Annotated in this window: 13 protein-coding genes; 1 reads left to right on the forward strand and 12 read right to left on the reverse strand. The window is 34.8% G+C overall.

The window, feature by feature from the left end; genetic code table 11:
* Positions 1-182: 182 nt before the first annotated feature.
* Entirely contained in the window at positions 183-3,641 is a 3,459-nt protein-coding gene (locus WBN21_RS01550) for a glycosyl hydrolase (RefSeq protein ID WP_424197553.1), read from the reverse strand.
* Positions 3,642-3,871: 230 nt separating this feature from the next.
* On the opposite strand from WBN21_RS01550, the gene WBN21_RS01555 reads away from it, so the two are divergent.
* Entirely contained in the window at positions 3,872-4,819 is a 948-nt protein-coding gene (locus WBN21_RS01555) for a hypothetical protein (RefSeq protein ID WP_424197554.1), read from the forward strand.
* Positions 4,820-5,065: 246 nt separating this feature from the next.
* On the opposite strand, the gene WBN21_RS01560 is transcribed toward WBN21_RS01555, so the two are convergent.
* The 11 genes from WBN21_RS01560 to WBN21_RS01610 form a co-directional block, all read right to left on the reverse strand.
* Positions 5,066-7,663 carry a glycoside hydrolase family 2 protein gene (locus WBN21_RS01560; protein WP_424197555.1) on the reverse strand — a complete coding sequence of 866 codons (2,598 nt, stop codon included), beginning with the start codon at positions 7,661-7,663 and terminating at the stop codon, positions 5,066-5,068.
* A gap of 30 nt (positions 7,664-7,693) precedes the next feature.
* Positions 7,694-9,145 (reverse strand): alpha-1,4-L-rhamnosidase, encoded by a 1,452-nt coding sequence (locus tag WBN21_RS01565; RefSeq protein WP_424197556.1) that lies wholly within the window; start codon positions 9,143-9,145, stop codon positions 7,694-7,696.
* 31 nt (positions 9,146-9,176) lie between these two features.
* Positions 9,177-10,925, reverse strand: a complete 1,749-nt coding sequence (locus WBN21_RS01570; protein WP_424197557.1) for a sulfatase family protein — start codon at positions 10,923-10,925, stop codon at positions 9,177-9,179.
* Between the two features lie 206 nt (positions 10,926-11,131).
* Positions 11,132-12,259 (reverse strand): glycoside hydrolase family 88/105 protein, encoded by a 1,128-nt coding sequence (locus WBN21_RS01575; protein ID WP_424197558.1) that lies wholly within the window; start codon positions 12,257-12,259, stop codon positions 11,132-11,134.
* A gap of 6 nt (positions 12,260-12,265) precedes the next feature.
* Positions 12,266-14,530 (reverse strand): glycoside hydrolase family 3 N-terminal domain-containing protein, encoded by a 2,265-nt coding sequence (locus WBN21_RS01580; RefSeq protein ID WP_424197559.1) that lies wholly within the window; start codon positions 14,528-14,530, stop codon positions 12,266-12,268.
* A 23-nt stretch (positions 14,531-14,553) separates the two neighbouring features.
* The gene (locus tag WBN21_RS01585; protein ID WP_424197560.1) at positions 14,554-15,897 is read right to left on the reverse strand and encodes a family 43 glycosylhydrolase; all 1,344 of its coding nucleotides are present in this window, start codon (positions 15,895-15,897) and stop codon (positions 14,554-14,556) included.
* 138 nt (positions 15,898-16,035) lie between these two features.
* Positions 16,036-17,889: a DUF5060 domain-containing protein gene (locus tag WBN21_RS01590; RefSeq protein ID WP_424197561.1), complete on the reverse strand. Its 1,854-nt coding sequence runs from the start codon at positions 17,887-17,889 to the stop codon at positions 16,036-16,038.
* Positions 17,890-17,902: 13 nt separating this feature from the next.
* Positions 17,903-19,999, reverse strand: coding sequence for a BNR-4 repeat-containing protein (locus tag WBN21_RS01595; protein WP_424197562.1), 2,097 nt, complete (start codon positions 19,997-19,999; stop codon positions 17,903-17,905).
* Positions 20,000-20,055: 56 nt separating this feature from the next.
* Positions 20,056-23,586, reverse strand: a complete 3,531-nt coding sequence (locus tag WBN21_RS01600) for a family 78 glycoside hydrolase catalytic domain (RefSeq protein ID WP_424197563.1) — start codon at positions 23,584-23,586, stop codon at positions 20,056-20,058.
* Between the two features lie 219 nt (positions 23,587-23,805).
* Positions 23,806-24,996, reverse strand: coding sequence for a Gfo/Idh/MocA family protein (locus tag WBN21_RS01605; RefSeq protein ID WP_424197564.1), 1,191 nt, complete (start codon positions 24,994-24,996; stop codon positions 23,806-23,808).
* Between the two features lie 4 nt (positions 24,997-25,000).
* Positions 25,001-26,344 (reverse strand): Gfo/Idh/MocA family protein, encoded by a 1,344-nt coding sequence (locus WBN21_RS01610; protein WP_424197565.1) that lies wholly within the window; start codon positions 26,342-26,344, stop codon positions 25,001-25,003.
* Positions 26,345-26,369: the final 25 nt, after the last annotated feature.

Consider the following 26,369-nt stretch of genomic DNA (forward strand, 5'->3'; position numbering starts at 1 on the left):
TTTTTTTTCATGAAGAAATTTTTCATGGTAATTTGTGTTTTTTAAGATTATTATATGTTTAGATGTATTCTAAAAAAATTTTAATGTGGAACTTGAATCCATTAATATTTGGTATTTTTCTGTTTACAACCCTAGTTAATTGGCATTCATTGATCACCTACCATCTAAAAGAAGTAGTTATATTATTGCACGATTTTAAGAACTACAGGTCCAATTAATCCAGAATCTTCAAGTTCTGTTTCATCCTTTTTTGGAGGATTAGTTGTCCAAGTTTTCTTTTGGTCTTCTTCTCTTAAGTTATCGTATATTAGTTGATTGCGCCACGTATTTGTAACCTTAATCTCAAGTTGATTCTCGCCCTGTTTTAATACCTCACTCATATCAAACTCAAAAGGTGGTGCCCATTTTACGGCTACTTTTTTACCATTACACCAAAGTTCTGCAATATTGGATACCTTGCCTAAATCGATAAAGGCATAAGCACCAGTTTCATCAACATTAATTGTTTTAGAATATGTAATCGTTCCAGAATAATGCTTTACGGCATCATTTGATAATTGAGTTAATGATTTTAATTCTGAAATCTCGATAGATTCTGGTGTATCCCAGCCTGCATCAAAAGATAATTTCCAATCGTTCTGAAGTGATTTTTCTTCAACAGATATGATTTTTTTAAACTCTTTTCCATTTTGAAGAAAGCTATATTCTCCAGACCTAGAAACTCTTAAATCATCACCCTTCCAAGTTAATCTTGGATAATTTTCAGAATTATGAATCTTGCACCAACCGCTTTCAGAATTCAAAATCACCTCATCGTTAAAAACTATTTTTGAAGCAAAAGGTTCATTATCGTTTTTTGAAAATACGATAATGGTACTGCCGTTTGATGGTAATGATAACGCCACATTTGTTCTAGTATTTTCTCTACTCCAAATCTTAGCGTCATGCTGCGCTCCTGTAAATGCATCCCAAATTTGAGGCGCTACATTTTTTACTCTAAAACTTAACGAAACATCAACTGGGTTTTCATCTTTTGAAGCTACAAAATAAATATCTGCATCATTGGTTTTTCTATGAATCCAGTTGATATTTAATCCTTCAGGAACAATCACATCTTGAGCTACACGTTCTTCTTTCAAGACAGCGTCTAATGTTTTCCCCCAATAGACTTTTCCTTTACCTACTTGTTTTACACCACTTTCTGAAGTACCCCATAATTCATCTGAAATATTTTTTAGTGCTTTCAAATCCTTTTCATCATCCATTAAACTTGGCGAATCTATTGGTTTATCTCCCAAAATCACAGCTCCATTTAGCACCAATTCCTTTAATTTTTTAGCTGTGGATAATAACATGCTTTCAGAATCTCTGAGCGTTATAATTCTATAATCGCCTCCATTCTCAACATGTATTTTTCCATTTTTTACACTTAATTTTTCTTGTAATATTTCAGCATTCAAATAATCAAATCTGTACCCTTTTGGAAAATAATCTAAATCGAACGGCGGACGCTCATAATGATCTCCATAATACCTTAGCACATCGGCCACATATTCGCCTTGTTGCAAAACGTATTGGTTTCGTGCTAAATAATCAGTCCAATCTTTCATGTATTTCCACCAGGTTTGCTCACGCACTAACGGAAAACCAATATTGCCACCAAAGCTAGATCCTGGATAAACATTTGTTTGAGGCGTATGCGAAAACGTATGAAACACTAAATGATTCACGCCTTTAGCAAAATTATAATCTATTAAATATTTAACAGAAAACGGATGCTCGTTCCATTTCACACCAACTTGAGTACAAGCTTCTGCTGCTAAAACGGGTTTATTATACAAATGTACTGCCGATGCCGCATTATAAATTGGTTTTGCATATTCGTTTTGATCTGATGGTGCTTTAGGATACCAAAACTCTGTCATTGGAATATCGCTAACCCCATAATAGCGCATCGGGTCTATTGGTAATACTTCACCTCCTGCACCTTCAGTATACACTTCCGCCCCCATATCATGTGCTACAGTTGCAAAATGTTTGAAGAAATTATCAATAAATACTTCATCCATGGTATGCCTTAAATCTCTTAAAAATTTTGTTGTTACCTCAGGACTATCTACAATATAACCCATGGTTGCTGGCAAATAGGTTTTCATACTGTAACCTCTTCGGGTTTCAAATTCGGTAAACATATCTTCAGAATTCATTGTCCAGGTGGGCACATGGCTCTCCCAACTATCTATTAATAAACCGTGCAACTTACCATCACCTATAGGACCGCCAGGTTTTATTAAATTTCCAATCATACCATTTCTTAAATGGTTTTCTATGGCCACTTTATCTAATTTACTCGATTCCCAACCTGTAGCTTCAGGTACTGCTGGTTTATTGGTTAATCGCATATTGATATGACCAAAACGTACAACAGTCCAATTGCCCTCAGGCACGTCCCAAGTTAATTTACCTTCAGCATTCATTTTGTCTGAAAGATTGATGATTTTGTGAGATGGAATTATAGTATTTTCAGCGTAATTATATTGTACTTCTTTTTCAAGACGTCTTAATACTTTAGCTGCTTTAGCTTCATGATTGTGTAACTTAGGCTTTGAACTTAATCGAATAAATTCTGGAACAATGGTATGTTCACCTCCAAAAGTAAAAACAAAGGTGTTTGATGTTGTTTCTGGAATAGCTAGCGTTACATGTTTGCGTCTATCGTTCCAATTCGCATCTGGTAAATGTACCGTTGTAATTTCTTTTAATTGATTATCAACTAGCGCTTCTACCTTAATTTTTATATCCATTTGAGGATATTCTGTACCCATAATCATGTGGCGCGATTGTGGAAAGGTTATTGTGCGCAATGTTATTGCTGCATCAAAGGTAGTCTTAACCCAAGTATTTTGATTTTTTACCTTTGAAATGCCTTGCGCTCTGTAAGTGTTTAAAGACTTAGCTAATTGTGTGGTTTTGCGCGTAACTATAATTTTTGATTTAGGATTGAAGATATCTTTCCAAGGCACGACATTATTATTTGTTTCAATTTTTGAAGGATTAAAAGGATCTAAATCATCCCCTTCTGGAGTTGGAAAAGCCAATACTTGAATATCTTTATAATTGTAGTCGGGTGTTTTGTAAAGGCTATCTAATTTTAGAGTTTCATCAAAAGTTTTTCCACCTGAAACCCTGTAAACTGACTCTACAACTTCGCGTTGCGCTTCTTCAGCTGGCACCCATGGCCCACCTGTCATAGACCAACCTGGGCAATTTTGCATGGTAAATTTTAAACCTAAGCGTTTTGACTCATCAGCTGCATGATGAATCATATCTTCCCATTCGGGCGATAGAATTTTAATTGGTTTTACATCAGGATATAATCTTCCTGCTTTATTAAACAAATGTATGCCTTGCAAACCCGCAGATTTTATAGCCTCTAAATCTAGAGTTAAACCTTCTTTAGAAATATTATTTCCATTAAGGTGAAACCATGTTTCGGGTCTGTACTCAAAAGCCGGAGACTCAAAATTTTTTGATAAATTTTCAAGTGTTAATGAGGGTGAATTACTTTCAATATTGTCCTCTTTTTTATGACAACTTAAAATTAAAAACACTATAAGTAAGGGTAAAAATTTGCGCTTCATCTTTTGAGATCTAAAAAAATAAAGTAAGTGTTTTTTCTGCTTAAAGGTGTCCTGTTGCGTCATGCTAAACGTATTAAAAACAAATATTATACTGGTTTAATTTATGTTTGTATCTTTCGTATTGTTTAAATAATTTTGAGTTTTAAACTCGAACTTTCTCGAATCAGGACAGTACAGGATAATCTGGTTGTTTTATATATTTATTTTTACTTAAAATATTATTCTCAGTTATGAAAAAATCAAAATTTATTTACAAAGTATTATCAATTCTCTCATTAATGGTATTTGTATCTTTCTTTTCTTGCACAAAAGATGGGCTAGGGTACTCTGAAGACAATTTAGTCTACAAAACGCCTGAACCTGACCCTGATCCAGAACCAGAACCAGACCCTGTTGTTATAGCTGCTGATGAAGATACGGGTGCTTACTCCACATGCAACCCAGATGGCGAAAATGCCACTAGAACATCAAACGATTTACCAAACCCTGTTAATGTAGGTGATATTGACGACCGTAGTTGTTACGCAAATTATAAAGAAAGTATTATTGATGGTACTACATGGGGAATTTATAATATAACTGCTGACTCTAACAATCAAGATGCAGCAAATACATTACAACCACGAATGGAACGGTCATTACCCGTAGCAAGTAGTACTAATGTAGGCACTTTTGTTAAATTTAAAGGGATTTTTAGAATCCTTGAAGTAAGTGATGCTGGCTCTTTTGGTCAAAGTGGTACTTACATCGCTCAAGCCAAAGGGCAACATACTGGCGGTGGTGGTTCTCCAGACCCTGCTATTTGTTTGTATAGAGCACATGCCGTTTACGGTACAGGTATTGACGCAGACAAGCAAGTGGCGTTCGATATCTATGCAGAGCGTATCTTAGAACGTGGCGGAGAAGGAAGCGGTAGAGAAATCGTACTACTAAAGCGAGTAAATAAAAACGAGATAACTACTTTTGAGCTAGAGGTAGGTTTTAAAGTAGACCCAAGCGATGCTACAAAAAAAATACATTATTGTAATGCTGTAATTGGTGGAGAAACTTTTAACTGGAATATACCTGAGCCAAACAGAGGGACGCAATCAAAAATTAGATATGGCGCATACCGTGTTAGAGCCGGTAGAGCACAAATTAGATGGGCAGATACTACGCATGAAAAAGTGGAAAAATAATTTATATTATGGATAGAAATAAATAACGAAATAGTTATATAATAATATTTATAAATTAAAATTTAAAAGCCAGAAAGTTAAACTTTCTGGCTTTTTTTTACTAAATTTTTCCTGTGAGATATTGCTGTTAGTTATAAAACTATAGACATATTCTAGTGGCATCTGCTATATCATTGTTATAACAAGTTAATTTATAACGAGGCTTCTTTATAAACTTATAAAGAAGCCTCACAGTTAAAATAAAAATTAATTAACGCTTCTTAATTTTATTCCACTAAGTCGGGTTTTCCCTTTTTTCGCTTTAAAATCAACGGTTACTCCATTATCGTTTTCAACAGTAATTAAAAACCTTTTGGTAACACCTCGATCATCTCCATATTCTTCTTTTAGGTTTAAATTATTCCAAAGCGTTTTTTCGTTAACCATAATATCCATAACATTATCGTCTTTGGTTTCTAATTCTGCTAAGAGTAAATACAATTCGTAAGTACCATTTGGTACATCAAATTTATAAGCCTCTATACCTATTAATTGTGTTTGATAAATAGGATCACTTTCTGTGCCTTTTACACTTACATCTGTACCAATTGTATTTCTTCTTTTACTAGGGTGTCTTAACAATTCACCACCTACATAACCAAAACTACCTGCTTCATAAGCTTTATCTGGCATCCATAAATAGTCTACATTATGAGACTCGATAAAATAACATGTGGAGCCTACATTTACAGCCACTTCTTTAAACGGATTACTTTCACTTTTTAAATTTTTAGGTTGAAGTGTAAATTCTATCGTGGCAAAGTCTTTAAGTGTTTTACCATCTTTTTCTGAAACGACTTCAATTAAATTATCGCCATGCTTTAAAGGCACATTAAACGTAGCTATTGAAAAATCGAATGCTTTTTTACCCAAAGTGGTTCCATTTACATATAGCTCTACATCTTTTCCATTCCCAACTACAGTTATTGGTTGTGTAGCGACAAAACCACCTTCAGCATCTGCTATTCCAGACCTTTTCGTCCATGCTTTTGATGTAATGGCAACAAATGGTGTTTTGTTAAGCAAAGCTTTGTATAAATAGTAGGCATCTTTTTTCTGTCTATTAGCAGACACCAATCCTTTATTATTAATATGCGGCACGGCATCTTTTCTATGTTCTACTTGAAAGTCGGCATAATTCCAAACGTTGGCACCTACTATTTCGGGCATATCTAAAATGGTTTTCATGTAGGTTTTATGCAATAGAAATTGATATTCTACGCTAAAATCAAACCTTGTTGGGTTATAAGAACGTATTCTTGGGTCTGCTCCACCGCCATATTCACTTAAAATAAAGGGCTTGTCTGGATCTAGAGCTAAAGACCGTTCTACTAAACTTCTTAGATTTTTATCAATATCCTCCAACTCTTCAACATACCACCCGTAATATTTGTTGTAACCCACTAAATCTGTAATACGAATACCAAATCTGTCTTGATAAGCAGGTTCTCTAAAAAACACGGAGTACGAGTTTCTGGTTTCATCCTCTTCTTTAATTGTTTTGGCTAAAGCTTTATGTGTACTAACAAAATGATTTACATAATCTTCACCAAGATCTTCAGGCGCTTTCATGGTGGTTTCGTTACCCAAATTCCAAGCTACTATAGCTGGGTTATTATAGTTAAAACGAATGGCCTCTTTTAGCATGTTTATACTATTTTGCTTTCCAGCTTCATTTGCTGCTGCTTTATCTACAAATGGAATTTCTAGTGTTGCCACAAACCCTAATTTATTGCACATTTCTAAAATGGCAGGGTCTTGCGGGTAATGTGCAATACGTAAAAAGTTAGAGCCCATTTCTTTGAGCAATTTCATGTCGTTACGATGAATTTCATCACTTACAGCATTTGCTTTTCCATAGAAATCTTGATGTCTACAAGTCCCAATTAATTTGGTTTGTTTACCATTAATAAAGAAGCCTTCATTAGCATCAAAAGTAAACCATCTATACCCTACAGGGTTTTCAATTCTATCATAAATAATCCCTTTTTTATCAACTATTTCTGAGACCAATTTGTATAAATATGGGTTTTCAGGCGACCATAAATTAGGATTAGAAATTGAAAAATCACTAAATACATCTTTTCCAAAAGAAGATTTTGATTTTACAGTTTTCACCAAGTTATTCTTGGCATCAAATAATGACTGTTTTACGTAGTAAGTTCCTTTTTTAGGTCTTACAACTTTAGATTGGACTGATGTTTTTGCTGAAATCTCAGAAACCTCTGGAGTTCTTATAAAAATGGCATTAGCTCCTAAATTGGCCACTTCAAAATGTACAGGTTTTGTAATAATTAAATGCACATCACGATAAATCCCGCCATAGAATGAAAAATCGGCTGCTTGTGGCACTATTTCATCGTTATGGGCATTATCAACTTTTACAGAAATTTCATTTTTACCATTTTTTAAAGCTGACGTAATATCTCTTGCAAATGATGTGTATCCGCCAATGTGATCATCTCCAACTGCCTTTCCATTAATGAAAAGTGACGCGACCTGATTTGCCGCTTCAAACAATAAAAACACTTGCTGATTCTCATAAACCTGAGGAATATCAATTGTTTTTTTATACCAAGCTTCCCCTCGATAGTAGCCATCTTCATCATCTAAAATATCTTCAGTATTCCAGGAATGTGGAATAGTTACTTTTTCCCATTCAAGGGATGATTCACTAGAAAAGGGGTTTTCAATATGGCCTTTATAAAAATGCCATGAATCGTTTATCGTTTCAATGTGCCTTACCTGTTGAGCATGAATCACTCCAAAATAAGTCATCAACAAAAAGCATACTAGTTTTTTCATATTAAATACTTTTAACTTATTCATCTTATATTAATCTTCAAAAGGCAGAACAACCTCATATTTTAAAAAGGAAAATACGGGCAGCTTATTTTCAAAAGCCAAGGTAGATTTATCTTTGGAATTTCCTTGAGTTATCGTTTCTTGCCAATTAGACCAAGATAATTTGTTGTCTTCCTTGTTATAATTGGCTATCCTATATTTTATTTTTGTTCCTGCTTCTGCATCAATGGTCGTTACTATTTTGATTGCTTCTGAAATATTGGAATCTGGGTTTGCATTATAATTGTAGGCCAAAATGTTATATTGGTTTTTAGTTTTGTCTTTAGCAAAAATAGCATCCACATAATTTTCTTCTGTTTGTTGCGTTCCTTCTTTTTTACTTTTGAAATACCTACACCCCTCCATTTCTAATAATATTGTACTCGCTGGTATATACGATGAACCATTTCCCCATTGAAATACATTATGCATATTGTGTTCATAAAACATCTTCATAAGCCCCACCATAAAAGCATTTTGATGCGCATCTGGTGCGTTTTCAAATGCATTTCCTGCTTTACTTAAACTTTTTATTAAAGCAAACTCGTGCATTTCTAGTTTTGCATTAGTATTCCATTCTGGTATATCCTTAATTACCGCGAAATCTTTGGTATATACTTCGTTAAAATTAGTTCGTCCTGCACGTTGGTAAAATGGATAGTACGACACCCCAATAAAATCGTAGTATACACCGTTTGCTTTTGCCCATTTTACAAAATCGGTTCCCCAAGGTTTTTTTGCTGTACCCCAGAGAAAATGTGTACCTACTTTTGCTTTTGAAAGTACGGAATGAATGGCATTAACCGATGTTTTATAAAATTCAAAAAACTGCTCTTGAGTTCCAGACCAATGTGTTGGTGTGCCAATTTCTCGTCCAATATCAAACTGAATATTAAGCATCTTTTCTACTCCATAAGTTTTTACAAGAAATTGCATGACCTCTTTTAAATAATTTCCCCAGGCTTTATAATCTCTTGGCGGTTCTGCATTTCCGTAAGTTGCCACTTTTAACGAGTCGCCAACTAACTTACCTTCTGAGTTTCGTTGAAATGCCCAAGACGGATTGTCCAGTACAATTTGATGAATTTCTTGTCCTTCATTAAATATACCATCTATTTGTTTTTTTAGTAAAGTAAAATCTGTGTAGAATTTTTTAGAGCTATCATCCCATATATAAGAATCTTTAGATACATCGGCTACACCTTTTTTAGCAATACCACCCAAAGGTCTTACGATACAAAACTTAGCGTTTTTATTAGCCCCAGCTGGATTTACGCCATTTATAGGTGTAATTCTGTTGTAAACATTTAAGTGATAAGGCATCACTTGTTTAGCATTAGTGCTATCTGTAAAATCTGTTTTTAATTCAATTTGAGCCTGTGCGAGTACGGAAAAACCTATACACAACAGGAAAGCAGCTTTTAATTTAATATATTTTTTCATCTGAAAAATTGATACACTTTATTACATGGTATTAAATGCTTTTAGTTATAGTTTTACTTGCCACAAAACCAATACGGTGTGCTTGAACTTGAATTTTTTCGCCTTCTAAAAGCGCTATTGGCTCTTGGTAAACCATCCAAGATTTTGGCGTGTTTCCATCTTTTATAATTTTATAGCCTATGGATGCGCCTTCAGTTTCGCAACTCACACTCACTTTTCCATTTTCTGAAGTTAAAACCGGAATAGCTGTTACTGGTTGAGCATCTGAACCTGACCATAATTTCTCCACCAATTTTGCTTCTTTCAGACTTGGGTCGTCTCCAATTTCAGTTAGCCATCTATCCATTTCTGTACGTAACTCTTTAAGTTTTTCTTGATACTCAGGGATATCAGCCAAATTATTTAACTCAAAAGGATCGGCTTTACAATCAAATAATTCTTCTTTCGGTTTATGTTCTCTAAACCATTGCATCTGTAAATCGTTTAATTTACCTTCGGCTTTAAGTCTTAACAACTCTTGCATGGTTGGAATTTTTTCCCTGTAAGTAATAGGTAAATAATAGCCTTGATCCGGTCTGTAATTACGAATATATTTGTACTGGTTGTCTCTTACTGCTCTAATAGCATCTGTAAACCCATCAAATCTATCGGCTGCCCCGTGAATATATTTTCGTTCTTCAGGTTGTTGTTCTCCTAAAAAAGCTTGCCCCTGAAAATATGGTTTTGGTTCTTGGCCTGTTATAGATAATAATGTGGGCGCAAAATCAATAAAACTAATTAATTGCTCATCCTTTGTGCCAGCCATCAATTTATTAGGGTACCTAATAATCATAGGTGTGTTTAGCCCCGAATCGTATATTAAACGTTTTTCTCTCGGTAATGGTCCACCGTGGTCGCCATAGAAAAATATGATGGTGTTTTCTAGCAAACCATCTTCCTCAAGTTGTTTTAAAACTGCACCTACACGTTTATCCATTTCTGCAATATTATTATACAATTTCCACATATCACGCTGTGTAACTTCATTGTCTGGTAAATATGGTGGCACTTTAAATTTGGTTTCTTTAGAAATATGAATAGTTGTTTCAGACTCAGCAGATTTATTGTTTGCATGAGATGCTCCAAAACCTTTCCATTTATAATCTTTATCGCCAGCATGATACAATCTGCTTTCTATTTCTCTAAAACCATAAGGCTCAAACAAACCAGACTCGTGCGTATCAGTAAAATTAAATACTGCAAAGAACGGTTGATCCTTACTTCTATTTCGCCAATGGGCATACGGACTATTTTCATCCCATGCTGTAACTGGTTCTTTAAACTGATAGTCTGTTTTATAATTATTACTGCAATAATACCCTTGTTTGCGCAGTAATTCGCTTATCATTTTTACCTCAGGAGGTGGAACTGCTTCATATTTAGGCACGCCTATTTCATCGTTATATGAATTTACCCGCATGTGGTTAGCACCAATACTTGATGGATACATACCTGTGGCTATGGCTGCTCTACTTGGTGCACAAACCCCTGATGTTGAATATAAATTTGGGTATATAACACCTTCATTTGCTAAACGGCTTAAGTTTGGAGTTGCAACCGTATTATCTCCAAAAGGCGGAATGTAAGGGCTCATATCTTCTGAAACTAACCAAAGGATATTTGGGCGTTCAGGTAGCCTTAATTTTGTAGTTTCTTTGGATGTTCTAGTTGTACCTTCTTTTTTTATTTGGCAGCTTAGCAAACATAAACCAAATACTATTACTAATTTGAATAATTTCATTTATATGGTTTTAGAAAAACTGAAATACATTTAATATTTGGGAAAGAATTACCTTTTGCAAGTATGCCCGCGTTACTGATTGAGGCATTTGTTGAAGCTCGGCGACGCAGGTGGTAGCCCGTCGACTGCGCTCAGGATAAACTTACTCCGAAAGCCCAACCCCGCCCAAAAGCGAGGGTAACGCCCTAATTAATTCTTATAATAATCTACTCTAACTTTAGAATCTCACTACCTGCCATTAAAAAGGCTCCTGTTCCAAAATTTTGCCAAGAATCTGCTGATGCTGGCTCTGGAAATGCGCCTATATTTTGTACCCAACCTACACGACCATCTTCATGCTGGCATTTAGCCAAGGCATTCCAAGCTTTTTTAACTGCTGGTGTATGTTTTTTATCAATTAAACCATTGTTAATACCCCAAGCTAATGCAAAAGTATGGAAGCCACTCCCACTTACTTCTCCGTGATCATAAGTTTCAGGGCATAATAGACTAGTTCTCCACAGTCCATCTTCAGGCTGAATTTCTAACATTTTGGCTGACATATCTTTGAATAATTTTTCATAAAATGGTCGGTGTTTGTAATCTTCTGGCATATCGTCTAAAAGCAAGGCTAAACCAGCAATTACCCAACCGTTTCCTCTAGACCAAAATATTTTTTTTCCGTTTGGTTCTTTACTGTCTTTATCTGAGCCCGTCCAAACAAAACGCATGTCTCTCGCAAATAACTGCTCCTCTTCATCGTATAACTGATTATAAGTCTGCATATAAAACTTATGCATTTCGTCTAAATACTTTGGTTGATTGGTTTGGTTAGCGTATAAATTAAGAACTGGAGGCGCCATAAATAAAGCGTCGCACCACCACCATAAAATAGTTCGTCCGTATTCACTTTTATCATTGCCTTTTTTCCACTCATCGTCCTCGTATAAGTGAGCATCTAAGAATTTTTTTGTAGGTTCTAAATCTACAAAATTACGTCTGCCATCTGTCATATCAATATAAAGATAGCTATATGAAATCGCTACATCATCTGCATGATGAAGACGTTTAAAGGTTTGCCAATTATTCCAATACCCTTGATTTTTTAGAGCAGCCATATACATCATATCTCTTGTTGTTTTGTGCGCTCTCACAACACCTGTGTAATATGCGCCATTTGTCCAATCGGTTGGTGCAATGGCTATTATGGGATGGGCTTCTTGCCACTCCAAAGCTTTAATCATAGAGGCTTTCACCTCGCCTTTATCTATTACTTCTTGTGCTATAACCTTTTGCGTGGCAGAGCAATTGAATAAAAATACAGCAGCTATCAGGGTTAAAATGGATTTGTTCATTGTCTCTTATTTTTTCAGTTTAAATGTTGTTTCTAAATAATTTTTTGAAGAAGTTCCTATCATCACCGTGTAATCTCCTGCTTCTAAAACTTTCTCCATTGTAATTCCTGTAAATTCTAAAATTTTAGGAGTGATTTTGAATGAAACGGTTTTATTTTCTCCTGGGTTTAATTCTATTTTTTCAAAACCTTTTAATTCTTTATCTGGACGCGTCACCGAACCTATTTCATCTTTAATATACATTTGAACTACCTCTTTAGCTTTCATGCTACCATTGTTTGTGACTTTCACACTAACCTCAAGTTCGGTTTCTGGAGTGATTTCAGCATTTGAAATTGAAATGTCTGAATATTCAAAATCGCCATAACTTAATCCATGTCCAAATGGATAAAGTGGTCCTTGTCCTAAAAATAAGTATTCTTTTTTATAATTAATTTCTTTCATACTGTAATGAAACGGAATTTGACCAATAGACCGTGGTATGGTAACTGGAGATTTACCAGATGGCGATACTTCTCCAAATATAATTCTGGCAGTTGATTCATCACCAAATTCACTTAAATCCCATGTATCTAAAATGGCATCTGCTTGTTCTGCTATGGTATTTATTGATAAGGTTCGTCTGTGTTTTAGAACCACGATTACTGGTTTACCTAAGGCTTTAATTTTTTCTACCAGTTCGTCTTGTGGGCCAACAGGGTCGATTGTTGCGCGGTCTCCTAACGTACTATTACTAAAATAGGCTTCTTTTGCGGTAAACTCATCTCCTCCTAAAAACAAAACAGCAACATCAGCAGCTCTCGCTTTATTAACTAAACTAGCAATAGCTTTAGGGTCTCTATCTAAAAGTTCGGGTGCGCCACCCTTTTCGTTAGTTAAATGGAATCCTTTTTCTGCTGTAAAGTTTACTTTATTTCCAGCTACGGATTCAAACATTTCCTTTGTATTCTCTTTTAATAAAGGACCTAACAAAGCAACCTTAATCGCTTTATCTTTTGAAAGCGGCAATGTTTGTTCTTCGTTCTTTAAAAGAATAATAGACTCTAAATCTGATTCTTTTGCTAATTCTAAAGAAGACTCTGCTCTTACGCCTTTTTTAACTGCTTCAATGTCTATATAAGGGTTGTCAAACAAACCAAGAATAAATTTAGTTCTTAACACACGGCGCACAGACCTATCGATTAATTTTTCTAAATCTGGATTTTTCTTAACCATTTCTGGAAGATATGCATACGAATCTTCGGCGTATAAATCGATATCGATACCTGCCTCTAGCCCCATTTGTGCCGCATCTTCAGGAGTTTCAGCTACATTCATGAAATAGTGTAAACGTGCAATATCATTAGAATCTGAAACTACATAACCTTCAAACCCCCATTGATCTCGAAGTACTCCAGTTAACAATGCTTTATTACCATGACTCGCAATTCCATTTAAATCGCCGTGAGACGCCATAATACCCAACGTTTTAGCTTCTTTAACAGCCGCTTCAAAAGGTGGATAAATTTCGTCAATTAATGTTCTTTCAGAAATTTCTATTGCGGCAAAATTAGAACCTCCTAAAACTTGCCCGTAACCCGCAAAATGCTTTGCAACTGCTCCTATATGCGTACCGTTTCCTAAACCTTCATAATCTCCTTGCACTCCTTTTACGGCACTAGTTACCATTTGTGTAACCAAATAAGTATCTTCTCCAAAAGCTTCACTCATACGTCCAAAACGTGGATCGCGAACTACATCAGCTTCAGGTGAATGACACATGTGCATCCCTCTTAATCTCGCTTCTCTACCTACAATATCCCATTGTCTTTGTACCAATTCTGGATTAAAGGATGCTGCCGACGTCATTGGGCGACCAAATCGAGTACAGCCCTCTGCATCAACACCATTATAAGATTCTGTAACAAACATTGCTGGTATACCCCAACGGTTATTTTCTATGATGTATTTTTGAAGTTCGTTATTGAGTTTTGCAGCAGCCACAGCATCAATATGCTCTCCTGGGTTTTTTATCCCTGCGATTCCCAATTTTAGTTTTTCTATAACTTTGTCAGATAATGTCAAGTTGCCATTTTCATCGGGTTTAGTACCTATATTAGCATGGAATATTCGCATTTGAGCAACCTTCTCTTCAAGTGACAGTTTTGGCAGTAATGCTTCAACACGTTCATCAATTGACAAAGATGGGTCTTTATAATCTGCTGAATTTGACTCCTTTTTATCGCACGAAGCAATAATAATAAGTACGGCTAAAAAAAGTAATTTCTTCATTAGTTTTAAATATTAGTATAATTTTAGTTTTTAAATTTAAATCGATTCAGAATAAAAGACTCTCCTTTAACACCTTTAAACACAAAGCATAGCGATTGGCTTTCTTTTAGATTTCCAGTATTAAATGTTCTTTTTTGAAAGGTGTAAATGTCATTTTTAGGCACTTTACACGTGAATAAAAGTGCTCCTTCAGGGTTGTCTTCTCTTATTTCTAACTCTGAAGCTTCTGTGGCTATTACTTCTAATTCTAAAATAGTTTTATCAGAGAGGTTCTTAACATTAGGGTAAATGGTATAACCTGAATTTTCAGAGGGTTGCAATGAAAACCCTCCTTTTGTATTTTCAACTTTTAAGATGTTTTCTGCTTTAAAATAGTCTTCAGCCTTAATACTTTCATCAGCATTATAATTCCCAACGCCCACACCGTCAACTCTAATAGTTGCCATTTCCCCGTTATCCTTATAATGTACATAACTTATAAATGCATCTCTAAAATAACGATTCCCTGTTTGACTAATGTCACAGTAAATATAGTACCATTGGTTGTGCCACTCAAAAAATGAACCATGGCGTCCTTGTAAAAAACCATTTGGCCATGTGGGCGCATCATAACCTTCGGCGAAACTTTCCTCTTTAATTACGGTGTCTTTGTAATCATAAGGTCCGTAAAGATTATCAGACATGGCATAAAAACAGCCCCAAGACAAATAGTATTTTCCATTATATTTATGTACAAAAGGTTTATCATCGGTAGGCATATTTTTATTATTTCCATGAGGATTATATGGTCCGCGCGGATTATTAATTTCTATTTTTTGCGGTGCCTCAGCTAAACTTATCATATCATCATTCAACTTTGCTATATAATAATCCCATACTCCAAAAATGATATAGTGTTCGCCGTTATCTTCAAAAACAGCCATGTCGTATTCATGGGTTGGAGTTATGTCAGATTTCAACAAAGGCTCCCCCATGACATCTTTCCATGGACCAACTGGTGTATCACCAACTACAACGCCAGTTTGCTCATTGCCTTCAGAAAAATAGAAGTAGTATTTACCATTTTTATAAGCAGCATCAGTTGCCCAACATCTGGTAAAATCTTTCCCTATATAAGTATCATTTGGATTTAAAACACTTCGTTTTGTCCAATTGACTAAATCTGGCGATGACCATATCCACCAATCTTCCATGATAAACTTATCATTATCAATAGATTTATCATGCGATGCATAAACGTAAGCGGTATCGTTAAAAATGTGAATGTGCGGATCGTTTAGACCAACGTTAGGTACAATAGGGTTTTGGGCGAATGCTAGAATGAAAACATTTAATAGCATTAATAGATTAATATACCTTTTACACATGTTTTTAAATTCTAATTAACTTTAAATATTACAAACAATAAAGATAAATTAACATCTTTTCATACCCGTCCTGTGCTGTTATGGTGTCATTTGTTTTTTTAGAAAATAATGGATTTATAGCGTTTGCCATTGCTTCTTTTATAGAAGTTTTAAAAGTATTACCCAATCTTTTTCATTTGCAGTTGGCGGAATACCTAAACTAACAATACCATTAGATTTTACTGAAGCTAAGGAACCATTTTGCAACTCCCCACCATTTCTAGGGTCAAACCATTTTATTTCGAATTCTTTTCCAGAATCTCCAAGGTTAATTGCTATTTTATCGGCATTAGCTTCCGCATAAATGGCATACACTTCCCCTTCTTTCGCTAGACAATACGCAATCTCTTCAGAAGTTATTAAATCACCACGAGGTTCCATCTCCCAAAATGGGATATGATTATTAAAAAAATGTAATGCATATCTATTTTGATCCCAAAATAAATCACGGCTTCTAAAGTCTTCACAGGTTAAATCGGAATTTGGGCTTGCATAGCCAAAATACCACTCTACCCCATAACCACCTGCCATAAGCGTGCCCCACATGGCTCTACCTCTAGCAAAATTATGCTCTGGATCTTCGTCATCTGGTAACAATGCTATATTAGCTTTTCCTGGTTCATCTACAGCTAAAGCCCATTTTCTGCCTGTAGCGTTCGACTTTTCTCGCCATTTTAAAACTCTTGGATGGACGTCATTAAAGTCAGGATGACTTAATTGTAATGAAGCTCCTGTTAAAGGCGATTGATCTCCAATTAATTCGGCATATCTATCATCTTTATTAGGGAATGTATGAATTACCAAATGATTATTATAGGGGTCTAAGTTTGAAACATAATGAGCTGCCTTTAAGACCTCTGGTATCGGTTGATTATTTTCTTCACCTAAATTCCAATTCATTGATAAGTGGTGTCCAAATCGTGCAATCAGTTCACGGTAATACAATTTACTCTCTATTCCAAAAACGCCTTTATCCATTAAATGGTCTGTTTCGGTTTCATGGGTTTTAAAATGCAAGAACATCCCTTTAGTTTCGGCATATTCAAAAATGCGTTCCCATTGGTCTAGTTTAGAAACATCAAAACGGGTTTTATGGAACATGGTTTCCCAGGCTTCTTTATTCTTTTTAACACTTGCATATGCTTCGTATTCTGCTATCGGTACTTTTAAAATATGCGGAAAAATATTTCTATCATCTCCGTCTACATTAAAAGTTAAAAAGGAAAATACATTTAATTCCTCACTTGCCAAGTAATTTATAGCTCCTAAAAGATTTTTACCTTTTGTTTTTTGCCACAAATATGGTGCTGCACTTTCATCAAAATCTTTTGCATGTGGTTCCCATTTTTTTTGAAAGCCCAAGGCATTTGTTGAAACATCAATATCAGTATAAGCTAATAGGTTTTCTGGTGCATCAACACCTAATTTTATAAAGTAATCGCCAGTTTCTGAAAACTTTAAATACGATTCGCCAACATATTGTAAGCGTCCTTTTACACGATTATCAATGCCTGTTTTATCTGATTCTGAAATGGTAAAAGTCCCCGATTGTCCATCCATAAAACCGGCACTTGTGGCGTTATTTAGGTTTTCAGCTACAGCTATATTATCACCTTTTTTAAATGATGTTGTGTAGGTCCATTCGCCAATAGCATCAGGCGTAAACCTAACCTGCCATATATTACCTGAAATACCACTAGTTTCAGCGGTATTACCATCAGCAGCATAAAATCCAGGAATTACATATGCTTTATCTCCATTTTTAAACGTTACGTCCAAACGGTAATTTAGAAACGGATTATTTTCATCCATTTCGTTGGTTTCTGGTCCTTCAAAATTTAAAGTTACTCTATGCCATTTTTTTAGTTCGCCATCAATCTTGACTTCTTTTTGTTGTTGGCAAGAATTAAAGGTTATAAGCAGTAAAAAGAAAAAAGTGATTTGTTTATTCATTGTTTTTATATTCTTATTTAATGACAATCTTTTTAATAAGTCTATCTGTTTCATTAGATAATTCTAAGAAATAAATCCCTCGCGTCTGGTTGGAAAAATCCACACTATTATTTGCTAGTTTTCCGCTCTCTAAAACTTGTCCTTGGATATTTAATAAGCTATAACGAATATTTATGGAATTTGATTTTATATTAAAAACTCCTTCACTCGGGTTAGGATAAACATCAATATTGTTTTTGTGAAAATCATTTATACTTAAGCCTGATTTTAAGTAAAGTTCTATTTTATCAGGCTCGCTTGATAAAGACCTCTGTTGTGTTAGTCTTATCATATTTTCACCTTGATTTAATGTAACATTAGATATTGTATTCTCGCCGTAAACATTCCAATCACCAGTTTTTGCTACTAAAAAATTATCATACAATTGTCCATTTATTTCCACATCCATAACAGAATCATCTCTGTTTCTAACAGCGATATACAATACAATATCATAAATTCCTGCTGTAGTTATTTGAAACTTATATTCTAGAAATTGATTGGAAGAAAAAGCATCAATATATTTTCCTCCTGAAGCTGTAGCACTAGAGCCTACATTGATATCATTACTGGCCGTTGTGTAATCTTCAGCCTCTAGTGATATCACAACTGGGACATCAACCTCAGATAGTGTAAACTCTTGAAAATATAGTGGTCGTTTATCACCCACTCCTGGTGTATTATTATCTGTATCTTCCATTAAATAAACATAAAGTTTATCACCTGTTACAAAAGCGTCAAAATGTGAATAATTTGTACTTTCTGTTCCTGTGTAGACTATTTCCCAATCATTCTGACCTTCTGGAGTAGTTTTAATATTTACTTTTCCGCCTAAATTTTCCACCATAAAAACATGTTTTTTATAACTGTATATCTCTCCTCGAACTTGAGGATTAGGAATTAACCCTCCTGAACTACTAGAAAAATTAGCATCTGTTGCTTTTTTATAATAATGTACATTAATGTTATCTACGCGTGTTATAAAGTGTATTGCACCATTTTCTGTAACTGTCCAAGACGGGTCGTTTGAAGTTCTTGGTAATGACGATGTTCCGTAATCATCTCCTGGTTGAGCAAATTGAACGAGGTCTAAATTAGAGTTTATATTATTTTGGATTGGCAACGAAATAGAATTATCATTAACATTAAACCAAGGTGTAGATGTGTTTTTTGGAATACCGTTAGTGTAAGCAAAATACAATCCACTATTCAGCATATAACCGTTACTCGTATCCGTATTATTATTCGTAGAGTACCGTATAGAGAAACCAGTATAAAATTTACCATTTAAAAAACGCTCACCGCCGTACATATTGTTTCTATTAGGTAATGCTAAAGTACCTTCGTGGAACATCCAATTAGCGCTCCATGCACTACCATCATAATGCGCTAAAAGTATATCGCCATTACCAGAGCCGCCTTGCCTATATCTTGCAATCAAACTTCCATCATCTGCTCTGTGAATCATGGGGTAGGTCATACGTTCATAATCCTCACCATTTTTTAAATAATTTTGCTTTGGATTAAAAATATCTAAAGTAAATTCATTATCTGGCACAAAGGCTTTGTTTGTATGTGAAACCGAATAATTAAAGAAATGATTTGGTAAAGATGATGATCTATATGCATGCATGTCGTAAAGTAAGTGAATCGTTCCATCTATTGTACTAACGCCAATAGCAGCCGTATTATGGGAATCACCACGTATACCTGTGCCATTTAAAATCTCTCCACTTTGCCCAACGTGCTTATGTGGAAATTGAATAGTTACCCAATTGGAGTTTGGTTCGTTTAAATTTTTTCTAGAAAGCATTAAATTTCTGGTATCCATGCCGCCTTTATACCAAGTAACAAAAGCATAGCCATTAACTACATCCACACAATCTCCATGCGGCGTTATTCTTCGTGAAAATCTATAATTTACATCTTTTGTTCCTGCAAAAAACAGTCCACCTTCACCAGCTCCTGAAACTTGAGATAATTCATCTAAAGTTACAGCAAGTTGTTTTTCTTGGCTCCAATACAATTGGAAAAAACAACACATAAGTAATAAAAGGTAAATCTTTTTCATCTCTTTCTATTTTTATTAAAAAATGCCAATAAGCTTAACTTATTGGCATTAGTTACTTAAAACGAATTTATTTTAAGCTGTATGGTATGCTTCCCCGGAGCGAGCCTTATAGACTCAAATGCCGAAGGTACTTTTTCTCCGTTATGAATTAAGTCTTTTCCATCTAAACCATTTAATGAAAATTCAGCCACCATGTTTCCAGGAATTTCAATGGTATAAGTCTGTAACCTAGCCCCATTATACTTATAACTTGCTTTTATTGGACCTCTGACCGTTGGTACGGTAATTTCACTAGATTTTAACTTACTCATTTGCGGTTTTATGGTGGTAATACCAAATCCGGGTGTTTTTGGTTTTATACCCCATAAACCTCTCGGAATTACATTTGCTGGTACAGCACCCCAAGCGTGATTCCAGTCTAAATTGTTTTTATACTGGTTATCCCAAGATTCCAAAGTTATTGTTGAGCCAATACGTATCATATTATACCAACTTCTATCTGAAGTATCTGTTAATAAATCTAGTGCATAATCTTCTTCGCCTGCATTATACAATCCATCCATTAAGAATTGTGAACCATAAACACTACAAGCCATACCTCGAGATTTTACGTAATTCACTACAGATTCATAATGCTCCTCAGGAACCAATCCAAAAGCTAATGGCATCATATTAGCATGTAATGATGCGTGGTCTGTACCAATACCATCAACATAGATCCCACGTTCTTTATCAAACATTTGTTCGTTAACTGCTTTTTTAGCTTTAGCAGCTCTTAGTTCGAAATCTAAAACCTCTTGAGTTTTTCCGAGGATTTTAGCAAACTCGACCATGATTTTCATATTCTCATAGAAGAAGGAATTAATAACTGTACTGTATGGCTTGAATACAAAACCATCTAGTTCTCCAGGTGTTTTACTACCATTAAACTTTGGCGGTGGCCAATCTACAATATCGGTTAATGGTTTTTTATAACCATCAGGAAAACCAAGCTTGCGCATAAATTCTTTATCAACCTTAGTAGAAGTAATTAAACCGTCTTCATTAGATAATTCAAAAAGTGTTTTATGTTTTAAGGCTTCATAGTAACGTTCTATAAGTTCGGTATTACCTGTGTACATATAATCGGCATAAATTAATAATGCCACATGTTGTTGCCATTCGGTTGGCCAGGTCGGATTTTTCATAAAATACTCGATAGTTCGTCTAGCTATAGCATACTCCCTATCTGTTGTATAATGACTTAACTGATTTAAATAAGCATCGGCTTCATAAGGAATACGTTCCCTATCGCCATCAACATATAATCCGTTAAACGTAGTTGCTTTAATAGAGTATTTACATAAATCCCAAACTTGGTCTAAAATATCATTATTGCTTTCAAAACTACTAGCTTCTTCATCCCAATAGGTATGAAATGCAAGTTGTTCAACATCTTCTGATGCTATTGATTCTTGAGCGCCTTCAATTTCGGCATATCTAAATGGTACAAGTGGAGGAAACCCTTTTGGTAATGGAATTGCTTGATTTGGTCTTGTATTTCTCTCGTTAGTTTGTACTTGAATTTGATAATCTGTTTTACCTGGTTTTACATCAACCTTAATTTCTTGGTATCTGATATTACTTTTGGCAGGTGGTGTTCTATTTACACTACCATTATCATTAACCATTTCTCCTACTCTTACAGTAAGTGTGTGTGGCGTTTTTGCATTATACTTAAAATTCATAGTAGCAAATGCAGCTTTTCCAAAGTCTATAACATATAAATCACCTAGTTTTTTAAATGCTTTTGGCTTAACATACGTGGTTATAAATTTATTTTCGGTTGAAATGATGTAACTATCACTTTGTCCTGTAGTGAATTTTTGTGCTTCGGAATAATCTACAAGTCTATTCTCCTGCTCCCATATTCTCACCTTCCAGTAATATGTTTTTCCAATTTCTAATTCATTACCGCCATATTCGACATCTGTAGATTTATTAGAAGCTACTCTTCCGCTGTCCCATACATCGCCATTATTATTATCAATATCTTTTTGGTTTGAAGCGACTAATATTTGGTAAGCCCCTTGAAATCTAGAACCTAATGGGACTGTCCATCCAAATTCTGGTTTTAAATCAAATATTTTAACATCGGTACTCGGTTCTCTAATTAACTCCACAGTCAAATCTGTTGGTGCTGCTCTGAATTCGTTGCTGTTTTTCTTAATTAACTCATCTAGTTTAGCACGAAGATTATCAGCTACGGCTTTGTATTTTTTCTTTCCTATTAAATTATTTATCTCTTTAGGATCTTTTTTTAAGTTGTAAAGCTCTTCAATCGATTTATCATTTACATATCTAAAATATTTCCATTCTTCAGTACGCACCCCTTCACTTGGTGGAATTTCACTAAAATCCCAAATGTGTTCAATTAAAATAGTATCTCTACTTACTGTATTTGTTTCTTTATTAACTATTGGCATTAAACTTTTTCCTTGCCATGAATCTGGAGCTTGAACACCTGCTAAATCTGCAATTGTGGATGGTACATCAATATTCAATACCATATCATCAATATCTTGATGCTGATCTAATCTAGGGTCGAAAACAATTAAAGGTACACGAATGGAATTATCATACATTAACCATTTTCCTGCCAGTTTACGCTCGCCTAAAAAATAGCCATTATCGCCCATAACAATAATTACTGTATTTTTATCGACACCTTGTTCTTTTAGTTTTTCTCTTATTTTGGCAATTTCTAAATCTATTCCAGAAATCATTCTATAATAGCCTTTTAAACTGTGCTGATACTTTTCTGGAGTATCGTAGCGCCATGTCCAGCGTAACCAGTTAAAACCTTTCTTAACAATTTCGGGCTGCGCATCAAAGTATTTATCATCCCCTAATTCTGGACCTGGTATAGTTGTGTTTTGCAATAGCTTATCAGTTTCTGTTTGCCAAAAATATTGTTCTGGCGCTCCGTCGTGTGCATGAGGTGCGCTAAAACTTAATGATAAGCAAAAAGGTTTTTTGTTTTTAGCATTTTTGCCAATAAAATCAATAGCCTGCTGACCTGTATATCGGGTTAGATGAACCGTATCATTATCAATAGTTTTGTAATAATACCCTCTTCTATCTTTAAAACCATTATTTCTATCGTATTCATCGTACTCGTCAAATTGCTTATCCAAATCATCATAACGCACACCATATTTACCATAAAACCCTGTATAATAGCCATTATCTTTAAGGACTTTTGGATAAGAATTTGCCATGTATTCTTCACGCACATTACCTGTTTGAAAATTGAAATTGTGAGCGCGTTCATGAAGCCCAGTTAATATACTTGCTCTACTTGCAGCACATATTGGTGTGGTAACAATAGCTGTATTAAAATAAGTTCCTGATTTTGCCAAATCATCCATTTGCGGAGTTTCTACAAATTTGTTTCCGGCATAACCAATGGCATCAAAACGTTGATCGTCGGTAAGAATGAAAATAATGTTTGGTTTTTCTGTGCTATTTTTTTGTTGTTGAGCTATAGCAACATTTAAACTACTAAATACTGCCAGCATTACTAATAAAAAACTATTTTTAAACATAAATACGCTTGTTAATTATTTGAAATAGATTACGTAAAATTCTTAGCTTTTAAAATTAAAGCTTTTTGAATTTAAAGCTATCCTGCCCTATCCTGAATTGGAAGTATAAAGCTAAATTATTTTTTTCAATTAAATGTACAAAGTGATTGGTTGAAGAACCTAACAAGTTTAAACCAGTTAATTATGAATTTTTGGCATTAAAAACTTGTAATAGTTCGTTTAGGACAGAATTTTAGAATTCCATTTTACAATTTCGTTATTATACATGGCATCAAGCCCCATTTGTACGCATATAGCAGCCTTAGCGCCTGTAATAACACTCGACTCTGGTGTTTTGTTAATTACTATTGATGATTTAAAATCTATCAATGCCTGTGTACTTGGATTTAAATGTTCAATATTTAAAGGGTAACCTTTTTCTGTTTCCCAGTGAGCAGTAGCTCCACTTACGCCATCAACCTCTGCAATAATTTTATTTTTTTTACCTTCAGGATAAAACCATGCGTTTTTTGTATCGATTAGGATGGTGCCTTTATCTCCTAAAACTTTAATTTGGTAACTGTCTTTTGCATTACTTGTTAAGCATGTAAATTTTGCCTTTACACCATTTGGGTAACTGTAAATTAAATGCACATTATCATAAGTTTCTCTACCGTCCTTCCAATAATCAACACCACCCATTCCCATAACTTGAATGGGCGTGTCATCAAGTACCCAATTAACAAAATCAATTTGATGTGAACATAATTCTGCAACTAACCCTCCTGAGAACTCTCTATACATACGCCAATTAATGGCTTTTTCAAATTTAGAATCTGGGACTGGACGTCTCCAACTCCCATGTCTATTCCATTGGCATTCGAAGGCAATAATCTTACCTACTTTACCTTCTTGTATCAAATCTACTACGTGGGTATATAATCGTGAACTATGATATTGATGTCCAGTTTGGAATATGGTTTTAGATTGACTCACCTTTTTTACTAATGCATCTATACCATCAAATCCTTTAGCTAAAGTTTTCTCGCAATATACGTGCTTACCAGCATCAAGTGCATCAATAGCTATTTTTGAATGCGTGTTAAAAGGGGTTGCTACAATTACAGCATCAACATCTTTATTGTCTAGAAGTTTTCGATAATCAGAATAACCAATAGGGCTGGAATTTGCTTTTGACATTCCTTTTTCTAAACGAAATGGAAGAACATCACATAAAGCAACAACATTTAAATGATCTATAGTATTTATAATTGAAGTAAGTCCACCACCACGATCACCAGTACCGATAACACCAATATTTATAATATTATTGGCTTTTAAACCTTTAACAATATTACCATACAAATAAGATGAACTTAATACACCCGTGGTAGCTATACCAGTTTTTTTTAAAAATGAACGTCTCTTCAAAAGTTTATATTTTTGGCTCCCAACCTGGTTCGTATGTTCTTGACCAAAGATTCATGGCATTTCTGTTGTACATCATACCAGTTTTATCATCTATGTCAAAACTATCATTAATTCTGTAAGCAATATTGGCATAATGCACCAAGGCCATACTTTTACTAGCATCGTCAATTGGTGCAGTTAATTTTTCTTTACCTCTTATGGTGTTAAAAAGATTTTGAACATGTTGTGTAGAAGTATCTCCACCACCACCTAAAGCGGTCCCGGCTTCATTTGATGCCGAATTATACTCTTTTACTAATTTCCCTTTACGGTCGTATAACATATATTTACCTCTATCTACAAAAACAGATCCTTCTGTACCATAAATCACAGTACCTCGACCCGTTCCATAGGTACTATAACTATTTCTGGATTTTCCATCCCATTTAATAATTTTGTTATCGGCAAACTTAAAAGTAGCTTCCATATCATCATACATTTCCCATCCATCTTCTAAAAAATGACGCTTTTCTGCTTCAACATAGACATGTTGCGGAAAATCTACTTGTAATGCCCAACGTGCGACATCTAACTCATGTGTTCCATTATTACCAGCTTCGGCTGTTCCATAGTCCCAACCATACCAATGCCAATTATAATCCCAGGTTTCAGAAGTATAATCTCGTCTTGGTGCTGGCCCCTGCCATAAATCCCAATCTAAGCCTTTGGGAATAGGAGCATTATTTTGCTGTGGCACTTCACCGCGTCCATTATTATAAAAAGCTACGGCCTTATATGGTTTTCCTATAATTCCATTATGAATTTCATTTATAATTTCAATGGTATGACCAGATGAACGTTGCTGGTTACCCATTTGAACCACTTTATTAAAATGTTTTGCTGCTTTAACCAATTGCTCGTTTTCATACATATTATGGCTACATGGCTTCTCAACATATACATGCTTACCTGCTTTCATAGCCATGATTGAACCTGGTGTATGCCAATGGTCTGGTGTGGCATTAATCAACACGTCCACATTTTTATCGTCTAATACCTTTCTAATATCATTCTCTAATATCGGATTATAGTCAATATGTTCTCTAAATGCTTTTAACCCTTTTAATCGTTGACTTTCCATAACATCACACAAATAGAGTAATTTAATATTACTTTCTTTTAGCGCTATGGGTGATTTAAACGCATTTAACCGTCTCCCTAAACCTGCAATTGCAACATTTAAACGCTCGTTTGAACCGACAATATTATTATAACTTTTTGCAGACATAGCATTAACACTTCCTGCTAAACTAATCCCAACACTTGCTAAAGTTGTTTTTTTTATGAAATCTCTTCTGTTATTTTTCATCCTATTTTTTTTTCTGTGTTGGCAC

This window comes from Algibacter sp. (genome assembly GCF_049667265.1).
Lineage (GTDB): Bacteria > Bacteroidota > Bacteroidia > Flavobacteriales > Flavobacteriaceae > Algibacter_B.